This is a genomic window from Shinella sp. M27 (assembly GCF_049199905.1).
In the GTDB taxonomy this organism is placed as follows: Bacteria; Pseudomonadota; Alphaproteobacteria; order Rhizobiales; family Rhizobiaceae; genus Shinella.
The window spans coordinates 48,612-69,340 of the sequence record NZ_JBLZPK010000027.1 but is presented as its reverse complement, the minus strand read 5'-3'; the positions used below and the strand labels follow the sequence as shown (position 1 = coordinate 69,340).

General features: G+C 64.0%; 23 protein-coding genes. 8 read left to right on the top strand and 15 right to left on the bottom strand.

Going from position 1 to position 20,729, the window contains the following annotated elements; genetic code table 11:
* Positions 1 to 769: glycoside hydrolase family 25 protein (locus ACOZK4_RS10150; RefSeq protein WP_421591903.1), on the bottom strand; the 769-nt coding region annotated here is incomplete at its 3' end.
* A 224-nt stretch (positions 770 to 993) separates the two neighbouring features.
* On the opposite strand from ACOZK4_RS10150, the gene ACOZK4_RS10145 reads away from it, so the two are divergent.
* The 6 genes from ACOZK4_RS10145 to ACOZK4_RS10120 all read left to right on the top strand — a co-directional run bounded on the left by ACOZK4_RS10145 (position 994) and on the right by ACOZK4_RS10120 (position 8,577).
* Positions 994 to 1,512 (top strand): BA14K family protein, encoded by a 519-nt coding sequence (locus ACOZK4_RS10145; protein ID WP_421591789.1) that lies wholly within the window; start codon positions 994 to 996, stop codon positions 1,510 to 1,512.
* 189 nt (positions 1,513 to 1,701) lie between these two features.
* A complete protein-coding gene (locus ACOZK4_RS10140; RefSeq protein WP_421591788.1) occupies positions 1,702 to 3,474 on the top strand; it encodes an acyl-CoA dehydrogenase in 1,773 nt (590 codons plus the stop codon).
* A gap of 11 nt (positions 3,475 to 3,485) precedes the next feature.
* Complete coding sequence (locus ACOZK4_RS10135) at positions 3,486 to 4,241, top strand: crotonase/enoyl-CoA hydratase family protein (RefSeq protein ID WP_313524935.1); 756 nt, start codon at positions 3,486 to 3,488, stop codon at positions 4,239 to 4,241.
* Between the two features lie 186 nt (positions 4,242 to 4,427).
* Positions 4,428 to 6,521, top strand: a complete 2,094-nt coding sequence (locus tag ACOZK4_RS10130; protein ID WP_421591787.1) for a methyl-accepting chemotaxis protein — start codon at positions 4,428 to 4,430, stop codon at positions 6,519 to 6,521.
* Between the two features lie 256 nt (positions 6,522 to 6,777).
* On the top strand, positions 6,778 to 7,725 hold the full coding sequence (locus ACOZK4_RS10125) for an IS110 family transposase (RefSeq protein WP_421591786.1): 948 nt from the start codon (positions 6,778 to 6,780) through the stop codon (positions 7,723 to 7,725).
* A gap of 93 nt (positions 7,726 to 7,818) precedes the next feature.
* A complete protein-coding gene (locus ACOZK4_RS10120; RefSeq protein WP_421591785.1) occupies positions 7,819 to 8,577 on the top strand; it encodes an SDR family oxidoreductase in 759 nt (252 codons plus the stop codon).
* 16 nt (positions 8,578 to 8,593) lie between these two features.
* Here the strand turns inward: ACOZK4_RS10120 and ACOZK4_RS10115 are convergent, their stop codons facing one another.
* From ACOZK4_RS10115 to ACOZK4_RS10100, 4 genes are all read right to left on the bottom strand, one after another.
* On the bottom strand, positions 8,594 to 9,847 hold the full coding sequence (locus ACOZK4_RS10115) for a class I SAM-dependent RNA methyltransferase (protein ID WP_421591784.1): 1,254 nt from the start codon (positions 9,845 to 9,847) through the stop codon (positions 8,594 to 8,596).
* Positions 9,844 to 10,596 (bottom strand): TlyA family RNA methyltransferase, encoded by a 753-nt coding sequence (locus ACOZK4_RS10110; protein ID WP_421591783.1) that lies wholly within the window; start codon positions 10,594 to 10,596, stop codon positions 9,844 to 9,846. The genes ACOZK4_RS10115 and ACOZK4_RS10110 overlap by 4 nt, the downstream gene beginning before the upstream one ends.
* A 143-nt stretch (positions 10,597 to 10,739) precedes the next feature.
* Entirely contained in the window at positions 10,740 to 11,012 is a 273-nt protein-coding gene (locus ACOZK4_RS10105) for a hypothetical protein (protein ID WP_313524922.1), read from the bottom strand.
* A 226-nt stretch (positions 11,013 to 11,238) separates the two neighbouring features.
* Complete coding sequence (locus ACOZK4_RS10100; RefSeq protein ID WP_421591782.1) at positions 11,239 to 11,763, bottom strand: hypothetical protein; 525 nt, start codon at positions 11,761 to 11,763, stop codon at positions 11,239 to 11,241.
* Positions 11,764 to 11,956: 193 nt separating this feature from the next.
* On the opposite strand from ACOZK4_RS10100, the gene ACOZK4_RS10095 reads away from it, so the two are divergent.
* On the top strand, positions 11,957 to 12,967 hold the full coding sequence (locus ACOZK4_RS10095) for a DUF4424 domain-containing protein (RefSeq protein ID WP_421591781.1): 1,011 nt from the start codon (positions 11,957 to 11,959) through the stop codon (positions 12,965 to 12,967).
* A 10-nt stretch (positions 12,968 to 12,977) separates the two neighbouring features.
* Here the strand turns inward: ACOZK4_RS10095 and dxs are convergent, their stop codons facing one another.
* The 7 genes from dxs to ACOZK4_RS10060 all read right to left on the bottom strand — a co-directional run bounded on the left by dxs (position 12,978) and on the right by ACOZK4_RS10060 (position 17,976).
* Positions 12,978 to 14,897, bottom strand: a complete 1,920-nt coding sequence (gene dxs / locus ACOZK4_RS10090) for a 1-deoxy-D-xylulose-5-phosphate synthase (protein ID WP_421591780.1) — start codon at positions 14,895 to 14,897, stop codon at positions 12,978 to 12,980.
* A gap of 229 nt (positions 14,898 to 15,126) precedes the next feature.
* Positions 15,127 to 15,525, bottom strand: coding sequence for a DUF1801 domain-containing protein (locus tag ACOZK4_RS10085; protein ID WP_421591779.1), 399 nt, complete (start codon positions 15,523 to 15,525; stop codon positions 15,127 to 15,129).
* Between the two features lie 14 nt (positions 15,526 to 15,539).
* Entirely contained in the window at positions 15,540 to 15,950 is a 411-nt protein-coding gene (locus ACOZK4_RS10080; protein WP_421591778.1) for a DUF1801 domain-containing protein, read from the bottom strand.
* Positions 15,951 to 15,959: 9 nt separating this feature from the next.
* A complete protein-coding gene (locus ACOZK4_RS10075; RefSeq protein ID WP_421591777.1) occupies positions 15,960 to 16,166 on the bottom strand; it encodes a hypothetical protein in 207 nt (68 codons plus the stop codon).
* Positions 16,167 to 16,178: 12 nt separating this feature from the next.
* Complete coding sequence (locus tag ACOZK4_RS10070; RefSeq protein ID WP_421591776.1) at positions 16,179 to 16,607, bottom strand: SRPBCC family protein; 429 nt, start codon at positions 16,605 to 16,607, stop codon at positions 16,179 to 16,181.
* A complete protein-coding gene (locus tag ACOZK4_RS10065) occupies positions 16,604 to 16,927 on the bottom strand; it encodes an ArsR/SmtB family transcription factor (protein ID WP_117368742.1) in 324 nt (107 codons plus the stop codon). Before ACOZK4_RS10065 ends, ACOZK4_RS10070 begins: the two co-directional genes overlap by 4 nt.
* Before the next feature lie 125 nt (positions 16,928 to 17,052).
* Positions 17,053 to 17,976, bottom strand: coding sequence for a pirin family protein (locus tag ACOZK4_RS10060; protein WP_421591775.1), 924 nt, complete (start codon positions 17,974 to 17,976; stop codon positions 17,053 to 17,055).
* A gap of 152 nt (positions 17,977 to 18,128) precedes the next feature.
* Between ACOZK4_RS10060 and ACOZK4_RS10055 the strand changes: the two genes are divergently transcribed.
* Positions 18,129 to 18,515, top strand: coding sequence for an ester cyclase (locus tag ACOZK4_RS10055; RefSeq protein ID WP_421591774.1), 387 nt, complete (start codon positions 18,129 to 18,131; stop codon positions 18,513 to 18,515).
* 3 nt (positions 18,516 to 18,518) lie between these two features.
* Here the strand turns inward: ACOZK4_RS10055 and ACOZK4_RS10050 are convergent, their stop codons facing one another.
* From ACOZK4_RS10050 to ACOZK4_RS10040, 3 genes are all read right to left on the bottom strand, one after another.
* Positions 18,519 to 18,779 carry an exodeoxyribonuclease VII small subunit gene (locus ACOZK4_RS10050; protein ID WP_313524888.1) on the bottom strand — a complete coding sequence of 87 codons (261 nt, stop codon included), beginning with the start codon at positions 18,777 to 18,779 and terminating at the stop codon, positions 18,519 to 18,521.
* A gap of 2 nt (positions 18,780 to 18,781) precedes the next feature.
* On the bottom strand, positions 18,782 to 19,708 hold the full coding sequence (locus ACOZK4_RS10045) for a histone deacetylase family protein (protein ID WP_421591773.1): 927 nt from the start codon (positions 19,706 to 19,708) through the stop codon (positions 18,782 to 18,784).
* Between the two features lie 70 nt (positions 19,709 to 19,778).
* The gene (locus ACOZK4_RS10040; RefSeq protein WP_421591772.1) at positions 19,779 to 20,729 is read right to left on the bottom strand and encodes a zinc-dependent alcohol dehydrogenase family protein; all 951 of its coding nucleotides are present in this window, start codon (positions 20,727 to 20,729) and stop codon (positions 19,779 to 19,781) included.

Below are 20,729 nucleotides of genomic sequence, written 5' to 3'. Positions count from 1 at the left end.
GGCTGCCGAAGGCCCAGGTCCTGGCGAGGTCCGCCTTGCTCATCGGCGCGACATTGACGTCGATATCGTTTTCCGCGCCCTTCACGCGATAGGGGCAGCGGCGCTTGGAGCAATTGACCCCTGCGGAAAACTGCCAGAGCGCGTAGTTGTCCCAGTTGCCCATCGGGAATGCACCCTCGATGCCCGGCTTGTAGCGGGCATACCAGAGCGGCAGGCGCGAGAGGATGCGGTATTTGTCGCGGTTGAGCGCGATTGTGCGCGCGGTGGAATGGTTCGTGTAGAGCACCGGATAACGCCCGGTGCGCGTCTTGATGTGGCCAGCGAAGATCTGGGCATCTTCCAGCGACATGTAATTGTCGGGATCGATGCCCTCGATGTCGAGCACCATCATTTCGTCGTTCTGCGGATTGGCATAGTCGAGGAAATGGTTGGCCTGGTCGATCGGATTGCCGGGGCGGGCGAGATGATAGGCGCCCCAGAGCAGGCCCTTGGCACGCGCCAGCAGGCGGCGCGTCTCATAGAGTTCGCGGCTCACCGCATATTTGCGCCACATCGTCTTGCAGTGCGCCACCGTGTCGCCGCTGTGCTCGCCCTTGCAGCTATAGCTTTCCGGCAGGCCGTCGGAGGCCTTGGAGATGAAGCCGGCGATACGCTTGTCGGAGAGCATTTCCGACCAGTCGATCTCGTTCAGCTCATAGGCGTCGACGACGATGGCGTTGTTCGTTGTCTTCCACGGTTCGACGGTGGCCGCCCCGGCGGAGAGGGGCAGGGCCGCTGAAAGGACAAGGGCGGCAAGGCCGGAAAGATGCTTCTGATGCAATGGACGCTCCTGTTCGATTTCGGTCCTCCGCGAACGGCCATGGTGGCGCGAATATGGTTAATGCTCCGCTAACGCAGTTTTTGCCGCGGGTCGGAACAAACCTCCGTAAGCTACGTTCCTATGCGAAACTGCCGCATCTTCTTCCGAGAGGCGGCGCTTTTGGGAGAACAGTCATGAAATTTTCAGGAAAATGTTTTGCCGTCGCGATGTCGGCGCTCTTTGCCTTCACACCGGTAGTTCCGGCTGGCGCGATGCCCTTGGCGCCCGCGACGATACAGGCGAATAGTGGGCAGGGCGACGTTCAACTCGTGCGCAACAACGAGTGGCGCCAGGGGCGGGAAGGCCGGCGCATTTGGCGTGAGCGGCGCGGCGACCGGAGCTGGCGAGCAGATCGCGGTCATCGCCGCCACTGGCGCGGCGACCGCGGCTATCGCCACGGCTGGTACCGTGGTCATCGCGGCTACCGTTATGCCCGCCCGGGTTACCGCCACCACAATGGCTATTGGTTCCCGCTGGCTGCCTTCGGCGCCGGTGCCATCATCGGCGGTGCCATTGCCAACGATGGCGGCTATGTCGGCGGAGGCTCGCATGTGAACTGGTGCGCTAATCGCTACCGTTCGTATCGCGCCTATGACAACACCTACCAGCCCTATGGCGGCCCGCGCCGGCAGTGCGTATCGCCCTATCGCTGATCTTTGACAAAGCGTGCCGGATGGTCCTCCGGCACTGAAGACAGGCTACCCGGTCCGCCAACTGGGTGGCCTGTTTTCGTTTGCGTAGCCTTTGCGGAAGATTGACGTTTACGTAAAAATCAATAATCTGCCCGGCAGGTACAGGGCCATCGGGGTTGAATCTCGAAGGGCGGTCGCAGGAGGATAGTGATGTACAAGGCGCCGGTCGAGGAGATTGCGTTCACGCTGAAACATGTCGCAGGGCTTGCCCCCGCGCTGGAGGGCGGCCGTCTCGGCGACCTCACGGACGACCTCGTCGATGCCATTCTTTCCGAAGCCGGCCGTTTTGCCACCGAGGAAGTCGCGCCGCTCGCCGAGATCGGTGACAAGCAGGGCGCCCGTTTCGTCGACGGTGCCGTGAAAATGCCGGATGGCTGGCCCGCGCTCTACAAGGCCTGGGCGGAGGGCGGCTGGAATTCGCTGACGGCGTCGCCGGAATTCGGCGGGCAGGGGCTGCCGCATATGCTGCATGTCGCCGCGCTCGAAATGTGGAACAGCGGCTCGATGGCCTTCGCGATCGGCCCGACGCTGACGATCGGTGCCATCGAAGCGCTCACCACGCATGGCTCCGAGCATCTCAAGACGACCTATCTGCCCAAAATGGTCTCCGGCGAATGGATGGGCTCGATGAACCTCACCGAGCCGCATGCCGGTTCGGATCTCGGCGTGATGAAAACACGCGCCGAACGCCGCGACGACGGCACCTACCGCCTCTTCGGCCAGAAGATCTTCATCACCTATGGGGAACATGATTTTACCGACAATATCGTGCATCTCGTGCTCGCCCGCCTGCCGGATGCGCCGGCCGGCACGCGCGGCATCTCGCTGTTCCTCGTGCCGAAATTCCTCGTCAATGCGGATGGCTCGCTCGGCCCCCGCAACGATGCCCATTGCCATTCCATCGAGCACAAGCTCGGCATCCACGGCTCGCCGACCTGCACCATGATCTATGGCGACGGCCGCTTCGGCGACGAGGCCGGTGCAATCGGCTGGCTCATCGGCGAGGAAAACCGTGGCCTCGCCTGCATGTTCACCATGATGAACAATGCCCGGCTTGCCGTCGGGATGCAGGGCGTGGCGATTGCCGAAGCCGCCACGCAGAAGGCCATCGCCTATGCCAGGGAGCGCACGCAGGGCAAGGCGCCCGGCTGGCAGGGTTCCGGCATGAGCCCGATCATCGAGCATCCGGATGTCGCCCGCATGCTGCTGACCATGAAGGTGCTGACCCAGGGTGCACGCGCCATCACCTATGCCTGCGCGCATGCCGTCGACATGGCGCATGGCGACGATGCGAAACACTGGGCCGACCGCGCGAGCCTGCTCACCCCCATCGCAAAAAGCTTCGCCACCGATGCCGGCGTCGACGTCTCCTCGCTCGGCGTGCAGGTGCATGGCGGCATGGGCTTCATCGAGGAAACCGGCGCGGCCCGCCTCTACCGTGATGCCCGCATCGCACCGATCTACGAGGGCACCAACGGCATTCAGGCGATCGACCTGGTCACGCGCAAGCTGCCGCTCTCGGATGGCAACCATATCAAGGGCTTCATCGCGGAATTGCGCGACATCGCCGCCAAGGCGCGTGCGGCCAACGCGCCGGAACTCGGCGAAACCGGCGACCGCCTCGAAGCCAGCATCGCCGATCTCGAAGCAGCCACCGACTGGCTGCTCGCCACCCTGGCCGAGGGCAAACAGGCCGAAGCGCTCGCGGGTGCCACGCCCTATCAACGCCTTTTCGGTCTTGTACTGACCGGTGCCTATCTCGCCAAGGGCGCGCTGGCCGATGGCGGCGACGGCCGCAACGGTGAACGCGCCGCACTCTGCCGCTTTGCTGCGGAAAACATCATCGGTGAGACATCGGCGCTGAAAGACCGCGTCATCAACGGTGCCGCGAGCCTTGCGGCGGCCCGTGCGGTTCTCGGCTGAGAGGAAGATATATGACCGACCATATCCTGATCGAGCGCCCGGAAAGCGCCCCCGGCGTGCAGGTGATCCGCCTCAACCGCGTGGAAAAGAAGAACGCCCTCACGCGCGCCATGTATCAGGCGATGACGGATGCGCTGAAAGCGGGGGATGCGGACGAAAGCGTGCGCGCCACCGTCTTCCTCGGCTCCGAAGGCTGCTTTTCCGCCGGCAACGACCTCAACGACTTCATGGCCTTTGCCATGGGTGGCACGATGGGCCGCGAGGTGATCGATTTCCTGCATGCGCTCGCCGCCCACACCAAGCCGCTCGTCTCCGGCGTCGATGGCTTGGCGATCGGTATCGGTACGACGATCCACCTGCACTGCGATCTGACCTATGCCTCGATCCGCACGGAGTTCCGCACCCCATTCGTTGATCTCGCTTTGGTGCCGGAAGCGGCCTCCAGCCTGCTTGCCCCGCGCCTGATGGGCCACCAGCGCGCCTTCGCGCTGCTTGCGGCCGGCGATGGCTTTTCCGCCACCGCCGCGCGCGATGCAGGCCTCGTCTATGCCGTGGTGGAGCCGGGCGTGTTGGAAGAGCAGGCGCTCGCCGCCGCAAAACGCCTCGCTGCCAAGCCGCCGAAGGCGCTGGCGATTGCCCGCAGCCTCATCCGCGGCGATCGCACGGACGTCGCGGCGCGCATCGACGAGGAAGCGGGACATTTCGCGGCCCAGCTGAAAAGCCCGGAAGCCCGCGCTGCCTTCGAGGCTTTCATGGCGCGGCGATGATCCACTTGCAATTTGTGGTCTATCAATTTTAACAGTGCCTTAAACACGCTTTCCTAGGGTGCGGCCACTCTCCGGCCTTCCTGGCCGGCGGTCGCATGATGCGCCCGTTCTTCGCCCTCCCGGCATGCCGTTCAGCATCGCGCTCCCGCCGTCGCCGGCGAGGGTCTCTTAGGAAACATCGCGCCCATGTCCAAGCGCTCCAATCTCATGACGCGCATTCTTGTCGTCGCGTCGCTCGTCGTCATCGCTGCCTTTACCGGCTTTTCCCTTTATATCGACAGCCTGCAGCGCAGCGTGCTGACGACATCCGTCGAGGAGAGCATCGACAGCTCCGGCAAGCAGGCCGCGCAGAGCATCGCCAATTGGCTGAATGCCCGCGTGATGCTGACCCAGACGGCCGGCAACGCCGCCGCAAAGGCCGCCGATCCCGCCGGCATCGAAGCCGTGTTGCAGAACGACGTGCTGGTCGGCCAGTTCATGACGACCTATGTGGGCGACGAGGCGGGGGTTTTCACCCAATGGCCGAAGTCGGAAATGCCTGAGGGCTACGACCCGCGCAAGCGCCCGTGGTATCAGGACGCCGTCAAGGCGGATGGACCCGTGCTGACGGAACCTTATATCGACGCCTCCACCAACGGCCTGATCATCAGTTCGGCCGTTCCGGTCAAGAAGGACGGCAAGCTCGTCGGCGTCGCCGGCAGCGACTTCTCGCTGAAATCGCTGATCGACATGATCGAATCCGTCGATCTCGGCGGCAAGGGCTTCGCCTTTCTCGTCAGCAAGAACGGCCAGATCCTCGTGCACAAGGACAAGGCGCTCGTCACCAAGACGCTGGCCGATGCCTTCCCGGAAGCAACGCCCGCCATCGGCGACGGCGTGATGCATACGACCTATGCTGGCAAGCCGGTGCTCGTTTCCTTCGTGCCGGTCACCGGCCTGCCGTCGGTGGAATGGTATCTCGGCTTCACCATCGACAGCGGCATGGCCTTCGCGGCCATCGACCAGTTCCGCATCGCCGCCACGATCGCCACGATCCTCGCCGTCGTGCTGATGATGGGCTTCCTTGCCACCGTGCTGTCGCGCCTCGTCGTGCGCCCGGTCAAGGATATGACCTCGGCCATGCAGAAGCTCGCCTCCGGTGACGTCCGCACGGAAATCCCCGGCCAGGAGCGCAAGGACGAGATCGGCCAGATGGCCGCCGCCGTTGCCGTGTTCCGTGACAATGCCATCGAGCGCACCCGCCTCGAAAACGCCGCCGAGGAGGGCCGCGTGCTCTCCGAGAGCGAGCGCCGCGAGCGCGAGGCCATGAAGGCGCGCGACGCCGCCGAAATCCAGCATGCCGTCGATGCGCTGGCCGATGGTCTCGGCCGCCTTGCCGAGGGCGATCTCGCCCACCGCATCGAAAAGCCCTTCGCCGGCCATCTCGATCGCCTGCGCGACGACTTCAACCACTCCGTCACCAAGCTGCAAACGGCGATGACGACGGTCGGCCAGAATGCCCGCGCCATCGATGCGGGCGCAACCGAAATCCGCTCGGCCGCCGATGATCTCGCCCGCCGCACGGAGCAGCAGGCCGCCTCGGTGGAAGAAACCGCCGCCGCCCTCGAAGAGATCACCACGACCGTGAAGGATTCGACCCGCCGCGCCGAGGAAGTCGGCTCGCTCGTCTCGCGCACCCGCACCGGTGCCGAAAAGTCGGGTGACGTCGTGCGCCGCGCCGTCTCGGCCATGCAGGGCATCGAAAAGTCCTCGCACGAGATCTCCAACATCATCGGCGTGATCGACGACATCGCCTTCCAGACCAACCTTCTGGCGCTGAATGCCGGCGTGGAAGCAGCGCGCGCCGGTGAAGCCGGCAAGGGCTTTGCCGTCGTCGCACAGGAAGTCCGTGAACTCGCCCAGCGTTCGGCCAATGCGGCCAAGGAGATCAAGGCGCTGATCACCACGTCAGGCGAGCAGGTCCGCTCGGGCGTGTCGCTGGTGGATGAGACCGGTGCTGCACTGGAAGCCATCGTCCGCGAAGTCCAGGAAATCAACGGCCACGTGAACGCCATCGTTCTCGCCGCCCGCGAGCAGTCGACCGGCCTCCAGGAGATCAACACGGCCGTTAACACCATGGACCAGGGCACCCAGCAGAACGCCGCCATGGTGGAAGAGCAGACCGCCGCCAGCCACGGCCTCGCCTCGGAAGCCGCCGCCCTCAACGCGCTGCTCGCCCAGTTCCGCCTCGGGCCGGGCGCCGCCAGCCACGCGGCCACGCCTTCGCGCCACGCAGCCTGATTGGCAGCTTCAGCTGAAGAAAAGGCCCGGGGTCGTTCCCGGGCCTTATACATTACGAGGCCGGAGCATCGGTTATGATGCTCCGGCCTCGTTTGTCATTTGGGTGGTTGCAACACCTAGATGACGGTGCGCAAAGCGGTTGGTCCTTGCCGGGCCTGAACTTTCGTTCGGAAAAAAGCAGAACCCTTTGCGCATTTCGAGGCTTCGTCGAACCGTTGAGAGAGCTTCGCGCTCGCGTATAAGGGAGACCATCCTGGTGACCCATACTAGCCGTTTTGTCGGCATCGACATATCGAAATCGTCATTCGACATCTGCATCCTGCCGGAACGACAGGTGGCGACCTTTGCCAACACGGCCGAAGGCATTTGCACGTTCATCGCTCTCATGGCCGATCTCGTGGGGATAGAGCGCCTGGTGATCGAGCCGACCGGCGGCTATGAGCGCGGCGTGGTCGACGCCTTGCTCGTCGCCCGCCTGCCTGTCGCCAAGGTCAATGCAAAGCAGGTCAGGCAGTTCGCCCGCGCCTGCGGCCAGCTCTCCAAGACAGACAGGATCGATGCCTTCGTGCTGGCCGACTATGGACGGCGTATGGAGAGCAAGGTTCCGGCGCCACCTTCACCGGGGCAAACAATGCTGGTCGATCTGGTATCACGCTACAGGCAATTGTCGCACATGATCGTGCAGGAGAAGAACCGGCGGGAAAAGCTGACCTGCAACGCCGGTGGCAGGACGCGGGAATGGATCGAGGAGACGTTGCGCTTCCTCATCGAGCAGCGCCAGTCGGTCATCGAGGCGATGACGGACTGCCTGAAGGCGGATGCGGCTCTCAAAAGCAAGGCCGCTGTGCTGATGTCGCTCAAGGGGATCGGCCTGCGCACGGCCTGTTTCCTAATCGCCGGCCTGCCGGAACTGGGGCACGTCGACAAGGGCCAGATCGCCAAGCTGGTCGGGGTTGCGCCGCTTAATCGGGATAGCGGCCTGATGCGTGGCAAGCGGATGATCGCCGGCGGTCGAAGGCCGGTCAGGGACGCGCTCTATGTCGCGGCCCTGCCGGCAATCCGCTTCGATCCAGACATGAAGGCGCTCTTCCAGCGCCTCAAGGCAAAAGGCAAACCGGGAAAGGTCGCACTCCTCGCCGTCATGCGGAAGATGATCGTCATTCTCAACGCCAGAATGCGTGATCAATCCAGCAAAGACGATTGATGCCTAAGACCGTTGCTTTTTGTTTTGGCATTCTCGGTTGCAGCCTTAGCGGATATAGCTTGGTTGCACATTGCACAGACGAGGATGCGAAGAATGGTTGAATTGAGCGGGCGAACGGTCGTCATCACGGGCGCCGGCCGTGGGTTGGGCGCGGCGCTTGCCGCGTCGCTGGCCAAGGCAGGGTGCAACATCGTCCTGTGCGGCCGTACCCCTGCGGCGCTTGAAAAAGTGGCGGACGGGATTGCGGAAGCCACGGGGCGCTGTCCGGCCTGCGTCGCCGTCGATCTGGCCGAGAGCGCCAGCGTGCGGCGGGCGGTAGAGGTGATCGTCGGTGCACACGAGCATATCGACCTGCTTATCAACAACGGCGCGATGTGGCTGGAGGCGCGCGATGAGCCGCATACGGCCGAGGAGGTTCTCGGTGTCATAAACTCCGCCGTCACCGGCACGTTCTTGCTCAGCCAGGGCCTTCTGCCGCTGCTCCGGCGCTCCGCCAACCCGGATATCGTGACCATCGGCTCGGTCAGCGGCCTGCCGAACGGCTTGCTCGATGGCGTTTCCGTTCCCTTCTATGCCGCTAAGCGGGGCCAGACGGCAATTGCGGAGGGACTGCGGCAAATGCTGGCGGGAACGCCGGTCCGCTCGATCATCCTGCACCCGCCCGATCTGGACGACATCCAGCCGGGCGAACCGGCATGGGCCGAGGCGCCCAGTCGGGTCAAGAGTGCGCGCGCCACCAACCGGGACGTGGTGGAAGCCGTCCTGTTCGCCGTCACGCGCCCGCGCAACATCTCGCTCTCCATCGTGCTGGATGCGGATGATGGCGGGGTGTTTCCCGCGCAGACACGCTGAGGCGAGTTGCGGTCGCTTACTTCTCCAGCACCGCGACCGCTTCCACATGCGCCGACCAGAGAAACTGGTCGACCGGTGTGACGAGGCGGATGCGGTAGCCGGCTTCCGTCAGGATAGCGAGGTCGCGGGCGAGGCTGATCGGGTTGCAGGAGATGGCGACGATGGTCTTGACGCCGGAGCGGGCGAGTTCCTTGCACTGGTCTTCCGCACCCGCGCGCGGCGGGTCGAAGACCACGGCGTCGTAGGCCTTCAGTTCCGAGGTCATCAGCGGGCGGCGGAAGAGGTCGCGTTTTTCCACCGTCACAGGCTTGAGGCCCTGGGTGTTGCGCGCGGCGAAATCCAGCGCCTTCAGCGCCTTCTCGTCGCCCTCGACGGCATGCACCTTGGCCTGGCGGGCGATCCTGAGCGCGAAGGTGCCGGAGCCGGCGAAGAGATCGGCGACGCGCTTGGCCTTGCCGAGCGCCGTCAGCACGATCTCGGCCATGGCATCCTCGGCGGGCTTCGTCGCCTGGGTGAAGCCGCCGGCGGGCGGGGAGACGCGCACGCCGGAAAATTCGATTTCCGGCTTCTGCGGCTCGATGACGATCTCGCCGTCGCTGGAGACGCGGTTGATGCCGGCGCGCAGCGCAAGCACGGTCTCGGTGACGGCGCGGCGCTCCCGGTCGCCGACCTTCTTGACGCCCTCGAAGGCGAGGTCGAGACCGCCAAGCGTTTCCAGCACCGTGACGCGGAACGGCTCGGCCGAGGTCGCAATGGCAGCCCCGACGCGGCGGATCGCTTCGAGCTTCGAGATGATGCCGTCGCTCGAAATCGGACAGTGATCGATGGAGACGATATGGTGGCTGCCGGCCTGGTTGAAGCCGACCAGCATGTCCTTTTCCGTCCTGCGCAGGGTGAAGACGACGCGGCGGCGCTCGCCGGGGCGGGCGATGACGAGCGGTGCCACCTCGGGCGTCAGGCCCTTGGATTTCAGCGCCTGGACGACGAGGTTGCGCTTGAAGTCATGGTAGAGCGCATCGCCGGCATGCTGCAGCGTGCAGCCGCCGCAGGTGCCGTTCCTGCCGTCAGGGCCGAAATGCGCGCAGGGCGGCGTTACCCGCTCGGGCGAGACCTCGGACATCGACATGACCGTGCCATGGTTCTTCACGCGCGCCACGGCGACGACTTCGCCGGGCAGCGTGAACGGCACATAGACCGGGCCGCCGGCCGTTTCCGCAATGCCGTCGCCGCCGCTGCCGAGCCGGGCGATGGTGAGGGTTTCCGTCGTCATGGCTTGCGGCCTCCCAGCAGGAACTCGACATTGCCGTCACCGCCGGCAATCGGCGAGGGGATGAGGCCGAGGCTCTGCCAGCCCATGTCTTCCACAAGCCAGCGTTCGAGTTCCGCGGCAACGGCCGGCGCGCTTTCGGGATCCTTCAGGAGCCCCGCCTTGCTGATCGCCTCACGGCCGGCCTCGAACTGCGGCTTGACGAGCAGGACGCAGAAGGCGCCGGGTTCGGCAAAGCCGAGCGCCGGCGGCAATGCGAGCTTCAGCGAGATGAAGGAGACGTCGGAGACGACGACGCTGATCTCGCGATCTTCGAGATGGTCCTCGTCGAGCACGCGGGCATTCAGGCCCTCGTAATTGGTGATGCGCTCGTCCTCCCGCAGCCGGGGGTGCAGCTGGTCATGGCCGACATCGACGGCGATGACATGGTTTGCGCCGCGTTCCAAGAGGACATCGGTAAAGCCGCCGGTCGAGGCGCCGATATCGAGACAGTCGAGCCCGGCAGGGTCGAGGCCGAATTCATCGAGCGCCGCCTTCAGCTTCAACGCGGCGCGCGACACATAGGCCTGGGCGGGATCGTCGATCTCGATCTTTACATTGGCGGGGAAGGTGGAGCTCGGCTTGGTAACGGTGCGGCCGTTGACGCGCACGGTGCCGCGCGAAATGGCGTCGCGCGCGCGGGAGCGGCTGGCGACGAGGCCGGCATTCAGCAGGAGCTGGTCGAGGCGGATGGTTTCGATAGGTCGGGACATTGCCTCTCATGACGCCTCATGGAGCAGGTGGCAAGCCCCGGCTTAGAGTATGTCTGGCTCAGGCTGAACCAGACATACTCTCGCTTCTTTTGTTTTCGTTTGTCTTTTCGGGAAAACCGGTTCCCACTTTTCCCTGACAAACTCTAGAGCCAGATGATGCGCCCGGGGAAATTCTTCGCCGAATCGAGGTCGATCAGCGCGGAGATGCCCTGCGGTCTCGCCTCTTCGCGCGCTGCGCGCACGAGACCGGGGTCGCCGGCTATGTCGTGCGACTTGCGAATGTCAGGCAGCTTCTTCTGCAGAATGGCGATTGCCGCGGCCTCGATGGCCGGGTCGTGCTCCGGCCGCTCTTCGGCGGCCGCGATGGAGGCATGGCAAAGCGTGGCGGCAAGAGCCGCGAGCAGCGCGTATCGCATGGTGAAAATCCCTGTCCGGTCTTTCTTTTCGTTGCAGGGACACTAGCAGCCGGAGGTTTCGCAACGGCCAAGGGATGTGGTTACGCGGTTGCAAAACGGGATGGTTGAGAAAGGGTGCACTGAAGTCCCGGGTCTCGCCACGGCGAATTTTCGCAGCATCGCGGCAGTCGCCGTGGCTGATTCCGAGGACGCTGTCATGACGCCGTGATGACGGCGGTAGCGCGGATCATTTCGGGCCGTCCTGTATGGTCTGCACCTTCACGTCGAAATTCTTGCAGGTGTCGTCCGTGCAGATGCCGTTGATCCAGACTTGGCCGTCGCCGAACATGATGCCTTGGTAGTTGACGAATAGATCCTCGTATTTCTGATCGGTGACTGCCTTGGTGATTTCAGGCGTCATGATGGCCTTGTAGTGTTGCTCGAACGCCTTGGCGGATTTGATGTTGGTCTCCTTTCCGTTGACCTTGACGCCGATCGGGTAGCTGACGAGGGCGGCAACGCCCTTCGCATCCTGTGCCGCGACAGCCTTTTGAAGGGCGACAATGACAGCCTGATACTTCGTGTGGTCACCCAACTGCTGGTCTATCGTCTGATTGACGCTGCTTTCATCCGCGAATGCGGCCGCCGCGCCCGCTATGATCAAGGGAGCGGCAAGGAGCATCTGGCGAACTGGCTTCATAGTCTTGTCCTCGGTTGATTTTGATTTCGGACGATCGGGAATGCGTGGAACGGCCGTGGGGCTGGGCGACATTCACAGCATAGACAGAATGTTGCTCATGCAGCGTGGCTCCTGGGATTCATCATTATCAGCTTCTTAGAGCGAATTCGCAATCGTAGCGTGTTGGGACAGCGAATTGCTCTAAACTTTGTAAGCGGCCTGTCGCGTCGCTTGCCGCGCCAAGAAATTTCGGTTGTTATCACGCCGACACGTCACGAGGATCGCCATGAAGAACACGCTCCGCCATCTGCCGCTTTTGCTTGCGCTTTCGGCCGCACCGGCTTTTGCCAATGACACGATGGCGGAGCTGAAGACGGGCGGGCTCACCTTCGTGCGCACGCCCGAGGTGGAGATGACGAAGGAAGCGCTGTTCATCTCGCCGAGCGAAATCCGCGTCGATTATGTCTTTACCAACAGCTCGGACAAGGACGTCTCCGGCCTCGTCGCCTTCCCGATGCCAGATATCGGCGGCGATCCCTATGCCAATATCGCGATCGACGATTTCGAGACGGACAATTACCTCGGCTTCACCGCCGCGCAGGATGGCAAGGCGGTGGCCGTCACCCTCCAGCAGCGCGCCTATGCCTCCGATATCGACGTGACGGAGGACCTGAAAGCCCAGGGCATTCCGCTCCTGCCGATGTCCAAGGCCGCCAAGGAGGCGCTTAAGAACCTGCCTGACGACGTCGCCGCCGACTGGATCGCCCGCGGCCTCATCTTCATCGATACCTATGACGACGACGTCACAGGCATGAAAGACTACCGCACGCCGCTCTGGTCGCTGAAGTCGGTCTATTGGTGGCGCACGACCTTTCCGGCGGGCAGGCAAGTGACGGTGCAGCACCGCTACAAGCCCAGCGTCGGCGGCACGGTCGGCATTTCCTTCCTGGAGGACGGCCAGCCGAAGGGCGAGCGCTATCAGGACTACGTCAAGCGCTACTGCATCGAGGACAATATCGTGCGCCGCGCCCAGCAGGCGGAAAAGGATATGCAGGCCGGAAAGCCCTATCTCTTCGAGAACTGGATTTCCTACATCCTGTCGACCGGCGCCAATTGGGGCGGGCCGATCAAGGATTTCTCACTGACCATCGATAAGGGTGCTGCGGAAAATCTCGTCAGCTTCTGCGGCGAGGGCATCAAGAAGACCGGCCCGACGACCTTCGAAATGAAGGCCAAGGATTTCACGCCGACCAACGAGATCGATATTTTGCTGCTGAAGCCGAGCGGGGTGCAGTAAGGCGCGCTGCTCAGCCCGCCGCGCCCACGTCAACGGCCTTCTGGCCGAGCGCCTTGAACACCGTCGAGACGATGCCGGCGCGGTCCAGCCCGGCCTTGGCGTACATCGCCTCGGGTTTGGCCTGTTCCATCCAGATATCGGGCAGCACCAGCGGACGCACCTTCAGCCCGTGATCGAGCAGGCCTTCCATGGCGAGGAACTGCAGCACATGGCTGCCGAAGCCGCCGACGGCGCCTTCCTCGATGGTGATCAGCACCTCGTGGTGGCGGGCAAGCTGGCGGATCAGGTCGTGGTCGAGGGGCTTGGCGAAGCGCGCATCGGCGACCGTCGTGGAAAGACCCGACGCGTCGAGGTCTTCGGCGGCCAGCAGACAATCGGCAAGGCGGGTGCCGAAGGACAAGAGCGCCACCTTCGAGCCCTGCTTGACGACGCGGCCCTTGCCGATCTCCAGGATTTCACCACGGGGCGGCATATCGACGCCGACACCTTCGCCGCGCGGATAGCGGAAGGAGATCGGGCCGTCGTCATAGGCGGCGGCGGTGCGCACCATGTGCTTCAGCTCCGCCTCGTCGGCGGCGGCCATCACCACGAAGCCGGGCAGGGTCGCGAGATAGGTCGTGTCGAAGGAACCGGCATGGGTCGGGCCGTCGGCGCCGACGAAACCGGCGCGGTCGATGGGGAAGCGCACAGGCAGGCCCTGGATGGCGACGTCGTGCACCACTTGGTCGTAGCCGCGCTGCAGAAAGGTGGAGTAGAGCGCGCAGAACGGCTTGTAGCCCTCGGCGGCGAGCCCGGCGGCGAAGGTCACGGCATGCTGTTCGGCAATGCCCACGTCGAAGGTGCGCATGGGATAGGCGGCGGCTAGCTTGTCGATGCCGGTACCGTTGGGCATGGCGGCGGTAACGCCGACGATCTTTTCGTCGAAGCCGGCTTCCTTCACCAGGGCCTCGCCGAAGACGGAGGTGTAGCTCGGCGCATTCGGCTTGGCCTTGGCCTGCGTGCCGGTAATGACGTCGAAGGTGTTGACGCCGTGATACTTGTCGGCGGCGGCTTCGGCCGGCGGATAGCCCTTGCCCTTCTGCGTCACCACATGGATCAGCACCGGACCCTTGGAATTGTCGCGCACATTGCGCAGCACGGGCAGCAGGTGCTCGAAGGAATGACCGTCGATCGGGCCGATATGGTAGAAACCCATCTCCTCGAACAGCGTGCCGCCGGTTACGTAACCGCGCGCATGCTCGACGGCGCGGGTAATCGCCCGGTCGACCTTCTTGCCGAGATAGGCCGTCAGTTTCTTGCCGAACTCGCGGAAGCCCATATAGGTGCGGCCCGAGGCGAGGCGCGCGAGATAGGCGCTCATCGCGCCCGTCGGCGGCGCAATCGACATGTCGTTGTCGTTGAGGATGACGATGAGGCGTGCATCGAGCGCGCCGGCATTGTTCAGCGCCTCATAGGCCATGCCGGCCGACATGGCGCCGTCGCCGATGATGGCGATGACATTGCGGTTTGCGCCGGAAAGATCGGCGGCGACCGCCATGCCGAGGCCGGCGGAAATCGAGGTCGAGGAATGGGCGGCGCCGAAGGGGTCGTATTCGCTCTCGGCGCGGCGGGTAAAGCCGGAAAGGCCGTCTTCCTGGCGCAGCGTGCGGATGCGGTCGCGCCGGCCCGTCAGGATCTTGTGCGGGTAGCACTGGTGGCCGACATCGAAGATCAGCCGGTCGTCGGGCGTGTTGAAGACCTTGTGGATGGCGATGGTGAGTTCCACCACGCCGAGGCCTGCGCCGAGATGGCCGCCCGTGCGCGAGACGGCGTCGATCATTTCCGCGCGCAGCTCGCTGGCGAGCTGCGGCAGGTCGCGATCGTCCACGGCCTTCAGGTCTGCGGGAATGCGGACCTTGTCGAGCAGGGGGGTGGCTGGCGTCTGGGTCACTCTCAAGCCTCGTCTTGTCGCCCGTGTGCGAAGGTTCCCTCACGGAGCCCGGCCCGAACGTTACGGTTTTACGCTGTCACATGCAGAATGCGGCGCGCGATTTCAACCGTTTCGGCAAGTCTAGAGCGTATTTCGCCGGATTGATACCACGCAATCCGACGCAGCCTCGCGTTCTCCAAGGCAAATCAGGCATTTTGCGGACGTCACCGGCGGCAAAAGCCGCCGATATCTACTTCTTCTTCTTGGCGCGGGAGATTTGGTTCAAAGCGACGGCCGCGCGGATTAGCGCCTTCAGCGCGTCTTCGTCGATGGCCTCGCCCTCCCGGAAATCGATGGCGCGGCGCGTGTTGCCTTCCAGGCTGGAGTTGAAGAGACCGGCGGGATCGTCGAGCGACGCGCCCTTGGCGAAGGTCATCTTTACGACGGATTTGTAGGTCTCGCCGGTGCAGAGGATGCCGTCATGCTCCCAGACGGGCACGCCGCGCCACTTCCATTCCTCGGTCACATCAGGATCGGCCTGCTTGATCAGTGCTCGCAGCCGCGCCAGCATGTCGCCGCGCCAGTCGGCGAGCTCGGTTATGCGCTTGTCGATCAGCATCGAAGGGGATTCGGTTTCAGCCGTGCTCATGATCTCATCCTGTGTCAGAGGCGCTCGCCGGGAAGCATGCTTGCCTGCCGGATCCAGCCGGAAAGCAACGCTTCATCGAGCGCTTCGCCCTCGTGAATATGAAAATAGCGGGTTTCCGCGGTTTTCGAGGCGACCGGCGGTACCGGATCGAGCGCGGTGCCGCGAAAGAAGGTCAGCTTTATGTATTTCGCAAAACAGTGATAGCTGAGAAACCAGCCGTCGCCCGCCTTGCCATAGAAGGGCGAATTCCACTTCACCGCCTTGGCCACACCGGGCACGGTCTTTTCGACCAGCGCATCCAGCCTGCGGCCGACATCGCTCTTCCAGCCCGGCATTGCGGCGATATAGGCCTGGACCGGCCCGTCGCCATCGCCTTTCGGGATTTGCGGGTTGCCGCCGGATAAAAGCACCGGTTTATCGCTCATCCTTGCCTCCTAGCCGCGTCGTATGCGTGCAATATAGGGCAGGGCGAAGAGATAGAGGCCGCTGACCAGCAAAAGGATCAGCGGAAAGAGCGCCAGAAGGCCGATCCAGATCGGTGGCTGGCCCTGCGTCATCGCCGCGATGTTGACGAGCACGGCAAGCGTGAAGAGGATCGAAATCCAGCGGTGGCACTGACGGATCAGAAGGTTCCAGTTCATCGTGACTACTCCCTATTCCAGTCCCGCCAGAACCCGCTCGAGGTTGGTGAAATGTGCTTCCCAGCCATAGCGGGCGCCGCCGAAGGCCTGTTTCTGTTCCGGACGGAAACCGGTCTGTTCCATGCGCAGGCGCGTGCCCGTCGCCGTCGGCGTGAGCGTGAAGCTGACCACGCTCGTGAGGTTGAAGGCCGGGTCCTCGTGCGGGTGGTCCCAGCGATAGGTCAGCGCCTTGCCGGGCTCGACCGCCAGGACCTCGCAATCGACACCGCCCCAGTCGCCGCTGAGCCGGAACGCGTGGCCGGCGACGGGCTGGAAGTCGTCGTTGCGCATCAGCCATTCCGAAATCAGGTGCGGCTGTGTCAGCGCGCGCCAGAGCTTTTCCGGCGGATGGGCGATATCGCGCTCGACGACGACGGAGCGCGTCACGGATGCAGTGCTCATTGATCCATTCTCCTCAGCAAATTTTCGAGATCGTCGAAGCGCTGCTCCCAGAACCGCGCCATCTGGCTGGTCCAGTCGACCAGCGGGGTGAGCGCGCCGAGCTGCGCGCTGTAATGCGTCTGCCGCCCCTCGTGGCGGTCGCGCACGAGGCCGGCCTGTTTGAGCAGGCCGAGATGTTTGGAGACGACAGGCTGCGACACCCCGGCCTGCGCCGTCAGCGCCCCCACCGTCTTTTCCCCCTCGCGGCACAGGCGCTCGAAGAGCGCGCGCCGCGTCGGATCCGCAAGCGTGCGGAACAACATGTCATGGGCCTCAGCCATTATATCCATACCTCGTTGGCTATGGATTTTATATAGCTGAATGGCTATGAATAAGTCAACATAAAAAAGAGAGGCCACTTACCAGCGCCTCCCTCTCGTATTTCCTATGCCGATAAAGCTATATATCACCCGGCCGGAAGCGGAACGAATTCTTCCTCGTCGCCCGGCACGATGTCGAAGCGGCCGGTGCGCCATTCCTCCTTGGCCTGCTCGATGCGCTCCTTGGAGGAGGAGACGAAGTTCCACCAGATATAGCGCTTGGAGCCAAGCGCCGCGCCGCCGAAGACCATTATGTGACAGCCTTCGGGGCCGGCCTTGAGCGTGATGGCATCGCCGGCACGGAAGACGAGCAGCTGGTCGGCGGCAAAGACGTCGCCCGCCACATCCAGCGTGCCGGACAGCACATAGACCGCGCGCTCTTCCCAGTCCGCGGCGAGCGGTGCGGCAGCACCCGGCGAAAGCATCAGGTCGGTATAGAGCGTATCCGTGGGCACGCTGACCGGCGAGGCGTGGCCTTCATATTTGCCGATGATCGTGCGCCCGGTAATGCCGTCGGCCGAGAAGGCGGGAAGCTCGGCCTTCGTCGTGTGCGAAAAGACCGGCGCCATTTCCTCGTGGCTGTCGGGCAAAGCAAGCCAGGTCTGCAGCCCGGAAATCGACTGCGGCTTGCCGCGCAGGTTTTCCGGCGAGCGCTCGGAATGCACGATGCCGCGCCCTGCCGTCATCAGATTGATGTCGCCGGGCGCGATGACCATTTCGGTGCCGAGGCTGTCACGATGCTTGATCTCGCCGTCGAACAGATAGGTCACGGTGGAAAGCCCGATATGCGGATGCGGCTTGACGTCGATCGCTTCACCCGCTCGCAGCAGCGCCGGCCCCATGCGGTCGAAGAAGATGAACGGCCCGACCAGCCGGCGCTTGGCCGTCGGCAACGCACGCCGCACCTCCAGCCCGCCGATATCGCTGGTGCGCGGAATGATCAGATGTTCCAGCGCATCACACGCCGCCGCATCGCCGGCCTCGGGGTCTTTTCCGGGAAAGAAGCTCATTGCGCCCTCCTGTGATTGGGTTCGTTGGGTGCATGCTAGCGGGCAGGGTGGGGTGTGGATAGGGCGGCTGATGTTGACGGTGTGGTCAATCTTTTCCGGCTCTGGCATTTGACGCGATCCGCACCATATTCGCCGAGAGCAGGGAGACGACAATGAACGGACAGGAACTGGCAGCACTCTATCGCGGCTATATTGCCTGCCTCAACAGGCAGGATTGGGCCAGTCTCGGCAGCTTCGTCCACGAGGAGGCGCACTACAACGGCAAGCGCATCGGCCTTTCAGGCTATCGCACGATGCTGGAGGGCGATTTTCGCGCCATCCCGGACCTGTATTTCGCCATCGATTTCCTGGTGATCGAACCGCCACGCGTGGCGAGCCGCCTGCTGTTCGACTGCACGCCGGTAGGCGAACTCTTCGGCCTGCCGGTCAATGGCCGCAAGGCCTCCTTCACCGAAAACGTCTTCTACGAATTCGAGGATGCGCGCATCCGCAATGTCTGGTCGGTCATCGACAAGGCGGCGATTGCCGCACAGCTCTGAGGTTCACGCCCCGTCGAGCGGCTCCGTGCCCTGCGGCTTGCCGGCGCGGTCGAGGCGGATTTTCTCAATCCGGTTTTCGGCGGCCGAGAGCAGCGTTTCGCAATGCTTCTTTAAGGCCTCGCCGCGCTCGTAGATCTCGATGGAGCGGTCGAGCGGCACGTCGCCGCGTTCCAGCGCGGCAACGATCTTTTCCAGTTCCTCGACGGCCTGTTCGAAGGTGAGGGCGGAAACGTCAGGCCCGGAGGCGGCAGCAGGATTGGTCATGGTCAGCCTCTCATCAGGCGATAGATATGGGTGGCGGCGGATTCGGCCAGGCCCGTGAGGTCGTAGCCGCCTTCCAGCAGGCTGACCACCCGGTTGTTTGCCGATTTTTCGGAAAGTTCCATCAGCTTGGCCGTCGCCCAGTCGAAATCGTCGGCGACGAGGTTGATCTGCGCCAGCGGATCGCGGTGATGCGCATCGAAGCCGGCGGAAATGATGATGACGTCAGGTTTGAAATCCGCGACGCGCGGCAGGACGCGGGATTTGAACGCCTCGCGGAAATGGTCGCTGCCGTCATTGGCCGAGAGCGGCGCGTTGACGATATTGCCGGCCCCCGTCTCGGTCTTGGCGCCGGAGCCGGGATAGAGCGGCATCTGGTGCGTCGAGCAGAACAGCACCGACGGATCGTCGTAGAAAATATCCTGCGTGCCGTTGCCGTGATGCACGTCCCAGTCGACGATGGCGACGCGCTCGGCGCCGTAGGCCTTCTGTGCATGGCGGGCGGCGATGGCGGCATTGTTGAAGAAGCAGAAGCCCATCGCCTTGTAGCGCTCGGCATGGTGGCCTGGCGGGCGGGCAAGCACGAAGGCATTGTCGGCCTTGCCGGTGAAGACCGCATCGACGGCGGCAATCGCCCCGCCGATACCGGTGAGGGCCGCCTGAAAGCTGGCGGGACTCGCATAGGTATCGGCCTCCACCTGCTCGATGCCCTCTTCGGGCATTGCCGACATCACGGCGCGCAGATGGCTTTCCGGATGGGCAAGCAGCACGAAATCCTCGTTGGCCTGCGGCGCCTTCTCGCGCTTGAGCGGCGCAAAGCGCTCGTGTTCCAAGGCGAGATTGATCGCGCGGATGCGGTCGGACCGCTCGGGGTGGCCCTCCGGCGTGTGATGCTCGAGGAAGATCGGGTTCTCTAGGAGACACGTCGTCATGGCCGGAAGCTACCCATTGCAATTGGCGAGGTCCACGGGAAATGGGCCAGCCGCACCGCCTTTTCAACAGTCACGGTGCAAGCAGCAGTTTTCCAGCGCGGGCCGGATCGTCCTGCCGGGCAAGGGCGGAGGGCAGGTCGGAGAGGGCGAAAACCGTGTCGACGGTGGAGGCGAGATACCCCGCACGGATGCCGGCGAAGCTGCGCTCGAATTCGGCGGCGATCTCCGCCTGCGGGGCGGAATGCACCCAATTGCGCAGCCAGAGGAAGGAGAAGGCGATGTCCTCGCGGCGGGCGCTGACAAGCGCGGGATCGAGCTGCGCGCCCGAAAGCGCACCGTATTGCACAAAAGCGCCGCCATGGCGGAGGGTGCGGAAAAGCGCATTGCCCGCCTCGCCGCCGACGGAATCGAGGACGGCATCGAGCGGCGGGGCATTGGCGATGACGATTTCACCGGAAAAGCCCTCGGCCAGCCGTTCGGCCGTCGCGGCGCCGCGCACCAGAGCGACGGGCTGGAAACCGGCCTCGGCCAGAAGCGTGAGCAGCATCCTGCCGATGGCGGATGCGGCGGCTGTCACGCCGATGCGCTGGCCTGTGACCCTGCCGAAGTGCGTTTTCACGGCATCGACCAGCCGGAAGGCGGTCAGCGGATTGACATAGGCCATGGCGGCCTGGTCGTCGGAAAGATCGTCCGGCACGGCAAAACACCATGCCGCCGGGCGCACTAGATGTGCCTGCCAGAACCCGCTCGCGCCGATCGGCAGCACGCGCTGGCCGACGGCAAAACCGCTCACGCCCTCACCGATCCGCACGATTTCCCCCACGCCCTCGAAGCCGGGCACGAAGGGCAGGGCGGTGCGGCTGCGATAAGCGCCGGTGACGGGAATGAGGTCGGAAGGGTTGATGGCGGCGCGGCGGATGCGGATCTCCACCTCGCCGGGGCCGGGGACGGCGCGCTCTACCTCTTCCAAGCCGATCACTTGCCGGGGATCGCCGAAGGCTCTAACAACGGCACGAAGCAT

Coding starts and splice junctions, on each gene's coding strand:
- ACOZK4_RS10145 (WP_421591789.1), top strand. CDS start 994: ATGAAATTTTCAGGAAAATGTTTTGCCGTCGCGATGTCGGCGCTCTTT.
- ACOZK4_RS10140 (WP_421591788.1), top strand. CDS start 1,702: ATGTACAAGGCGCCGGTCGAGGAGATTGCGTTCACGCTGAAACATGTC.
- ACOZK4_RS10135 (WP_313524935.1), top strand. CDS start 3,486: ATGACCGACCATATCCTGATCGAGCGCCCGGAAAGCGCCCCCGGCGTG.
- ACOZK4_RS10130 (WP_421591787.1), top strand. CDS start 4,428: ATGTCCAAGCGCTCCAATCTCATGACGCGCATTCTTGTCGTCGCGTCG.
- ACOZK4_RS10120 (WP_421591785.1), top strand. CDS start 7,819: ATGGTTGAATTGAGCGGGCGAACGGTCGTCATCACGGGCGCCGGCCGT.
- ACOZK4_RS10115 (WP_421591784.1), bottom strand. CDS start 9,847: ATGACGACGGAAACCCTCACCATCGCCCGGCTCGGCAGCGGCGGCGAC.
- ACOZK4_RS10110 (WP_421591783.1), bottom strand. CDS start 10,596: ATGTCCCGACCTATCGAAACCATCCGCCTCGACCAGCTCCTGCTGAAT.
- ACOZK4_RS10105 (WP_313524922.1), bottom strand. CDS start 11,012: ATGCGATACGCGCTGCTCGCGGCTCTTGCCGCCACGCTTTGCCATGCC.
- ACOZK4_RS10100 (WP_421591782.1), bottom strand. CDS start 11,763: ATGTCGCCCAGCCCCACGGCCGTTCCACGCATTCCCGATCGTCCGAAA.
- ACOZK4_RS10095 (WP_421591781.1), top strand. CDS start 11,957: ATGAAGAACACGCTCCGCCATCTGCCGCTTTTGCTTGCGCTTTCGGCC.
- ACOZK4_RS10085 (WP_421591779.1), bottom strand. CDS start 15,525: ATGAGCACGGCTGAAACCGAATCCCCTTCGATGCTGATCGACAAGCGC.
- ACOZK4_RS10080 (WP_421591778.1), bottom strand. CDS start 15,950: ATGAGCGATAAACCGGTGCTTTTATCCGGCGGCAACCCGCAAATCCCG.
- ACOZK4_RS10075 (WP_421591777.1), bottom strand. CDS start 16,166: ATGAACTGGAACCTTCTGATCCGTCAGTGCCACCGCTGGATTTCGATC.
- ACOZK4_RS10070 (WP_421591776.1), bottom strand. CDS start 16,607: ATGAGCACTGCATCCGTGACGCGCTCCGTCGTCGTCGAGCGCGATATC.
- ACOZK4_RS10065 (WP_117368742.1), bottom strand. CDS start 16,927: ATGGCTGAGGCCCATGACATGTTGTTCCGCACGCTTGCGGATCCGACG.
- ACOZK4_RS10060 (WP_421591775.1), bottom strand. CDS start 17,976: ATGAGCTTCTTTCCCGGAAAAGACCCCGAGGCCGGCGATGCGGCGGCG.
- ACOZK4_RS10055 (WP_421591774.1), top strand. CDS start 18,129: ATGAACGGACAGGAACTGGCAGCACTCTATCGCGGCTATATTGCCTGC.
- ACOZK4_RS10050 (WP_313524888.1), bottom strand. CDS start 18,779: ATGACCAATCCTGCTGCCGCCTCCGGGCCTGACGTTTCCGCCCTCACC.
- ACOZK4_RS10045 (WP_421591773.1), bottom strand. CDS start 19,708: ATGACGACGTGTCTCCTAGAGAACCCGATCTTCCTCGAGCATCACACG.
- ACOZK4_RS10040 (WP_421591772.1), bottom strand. CDS start 20,729: ATGCTTCGTGCCGTTGTTAGAGCCTTCGGCGATCCCCGGCAAGTGATC.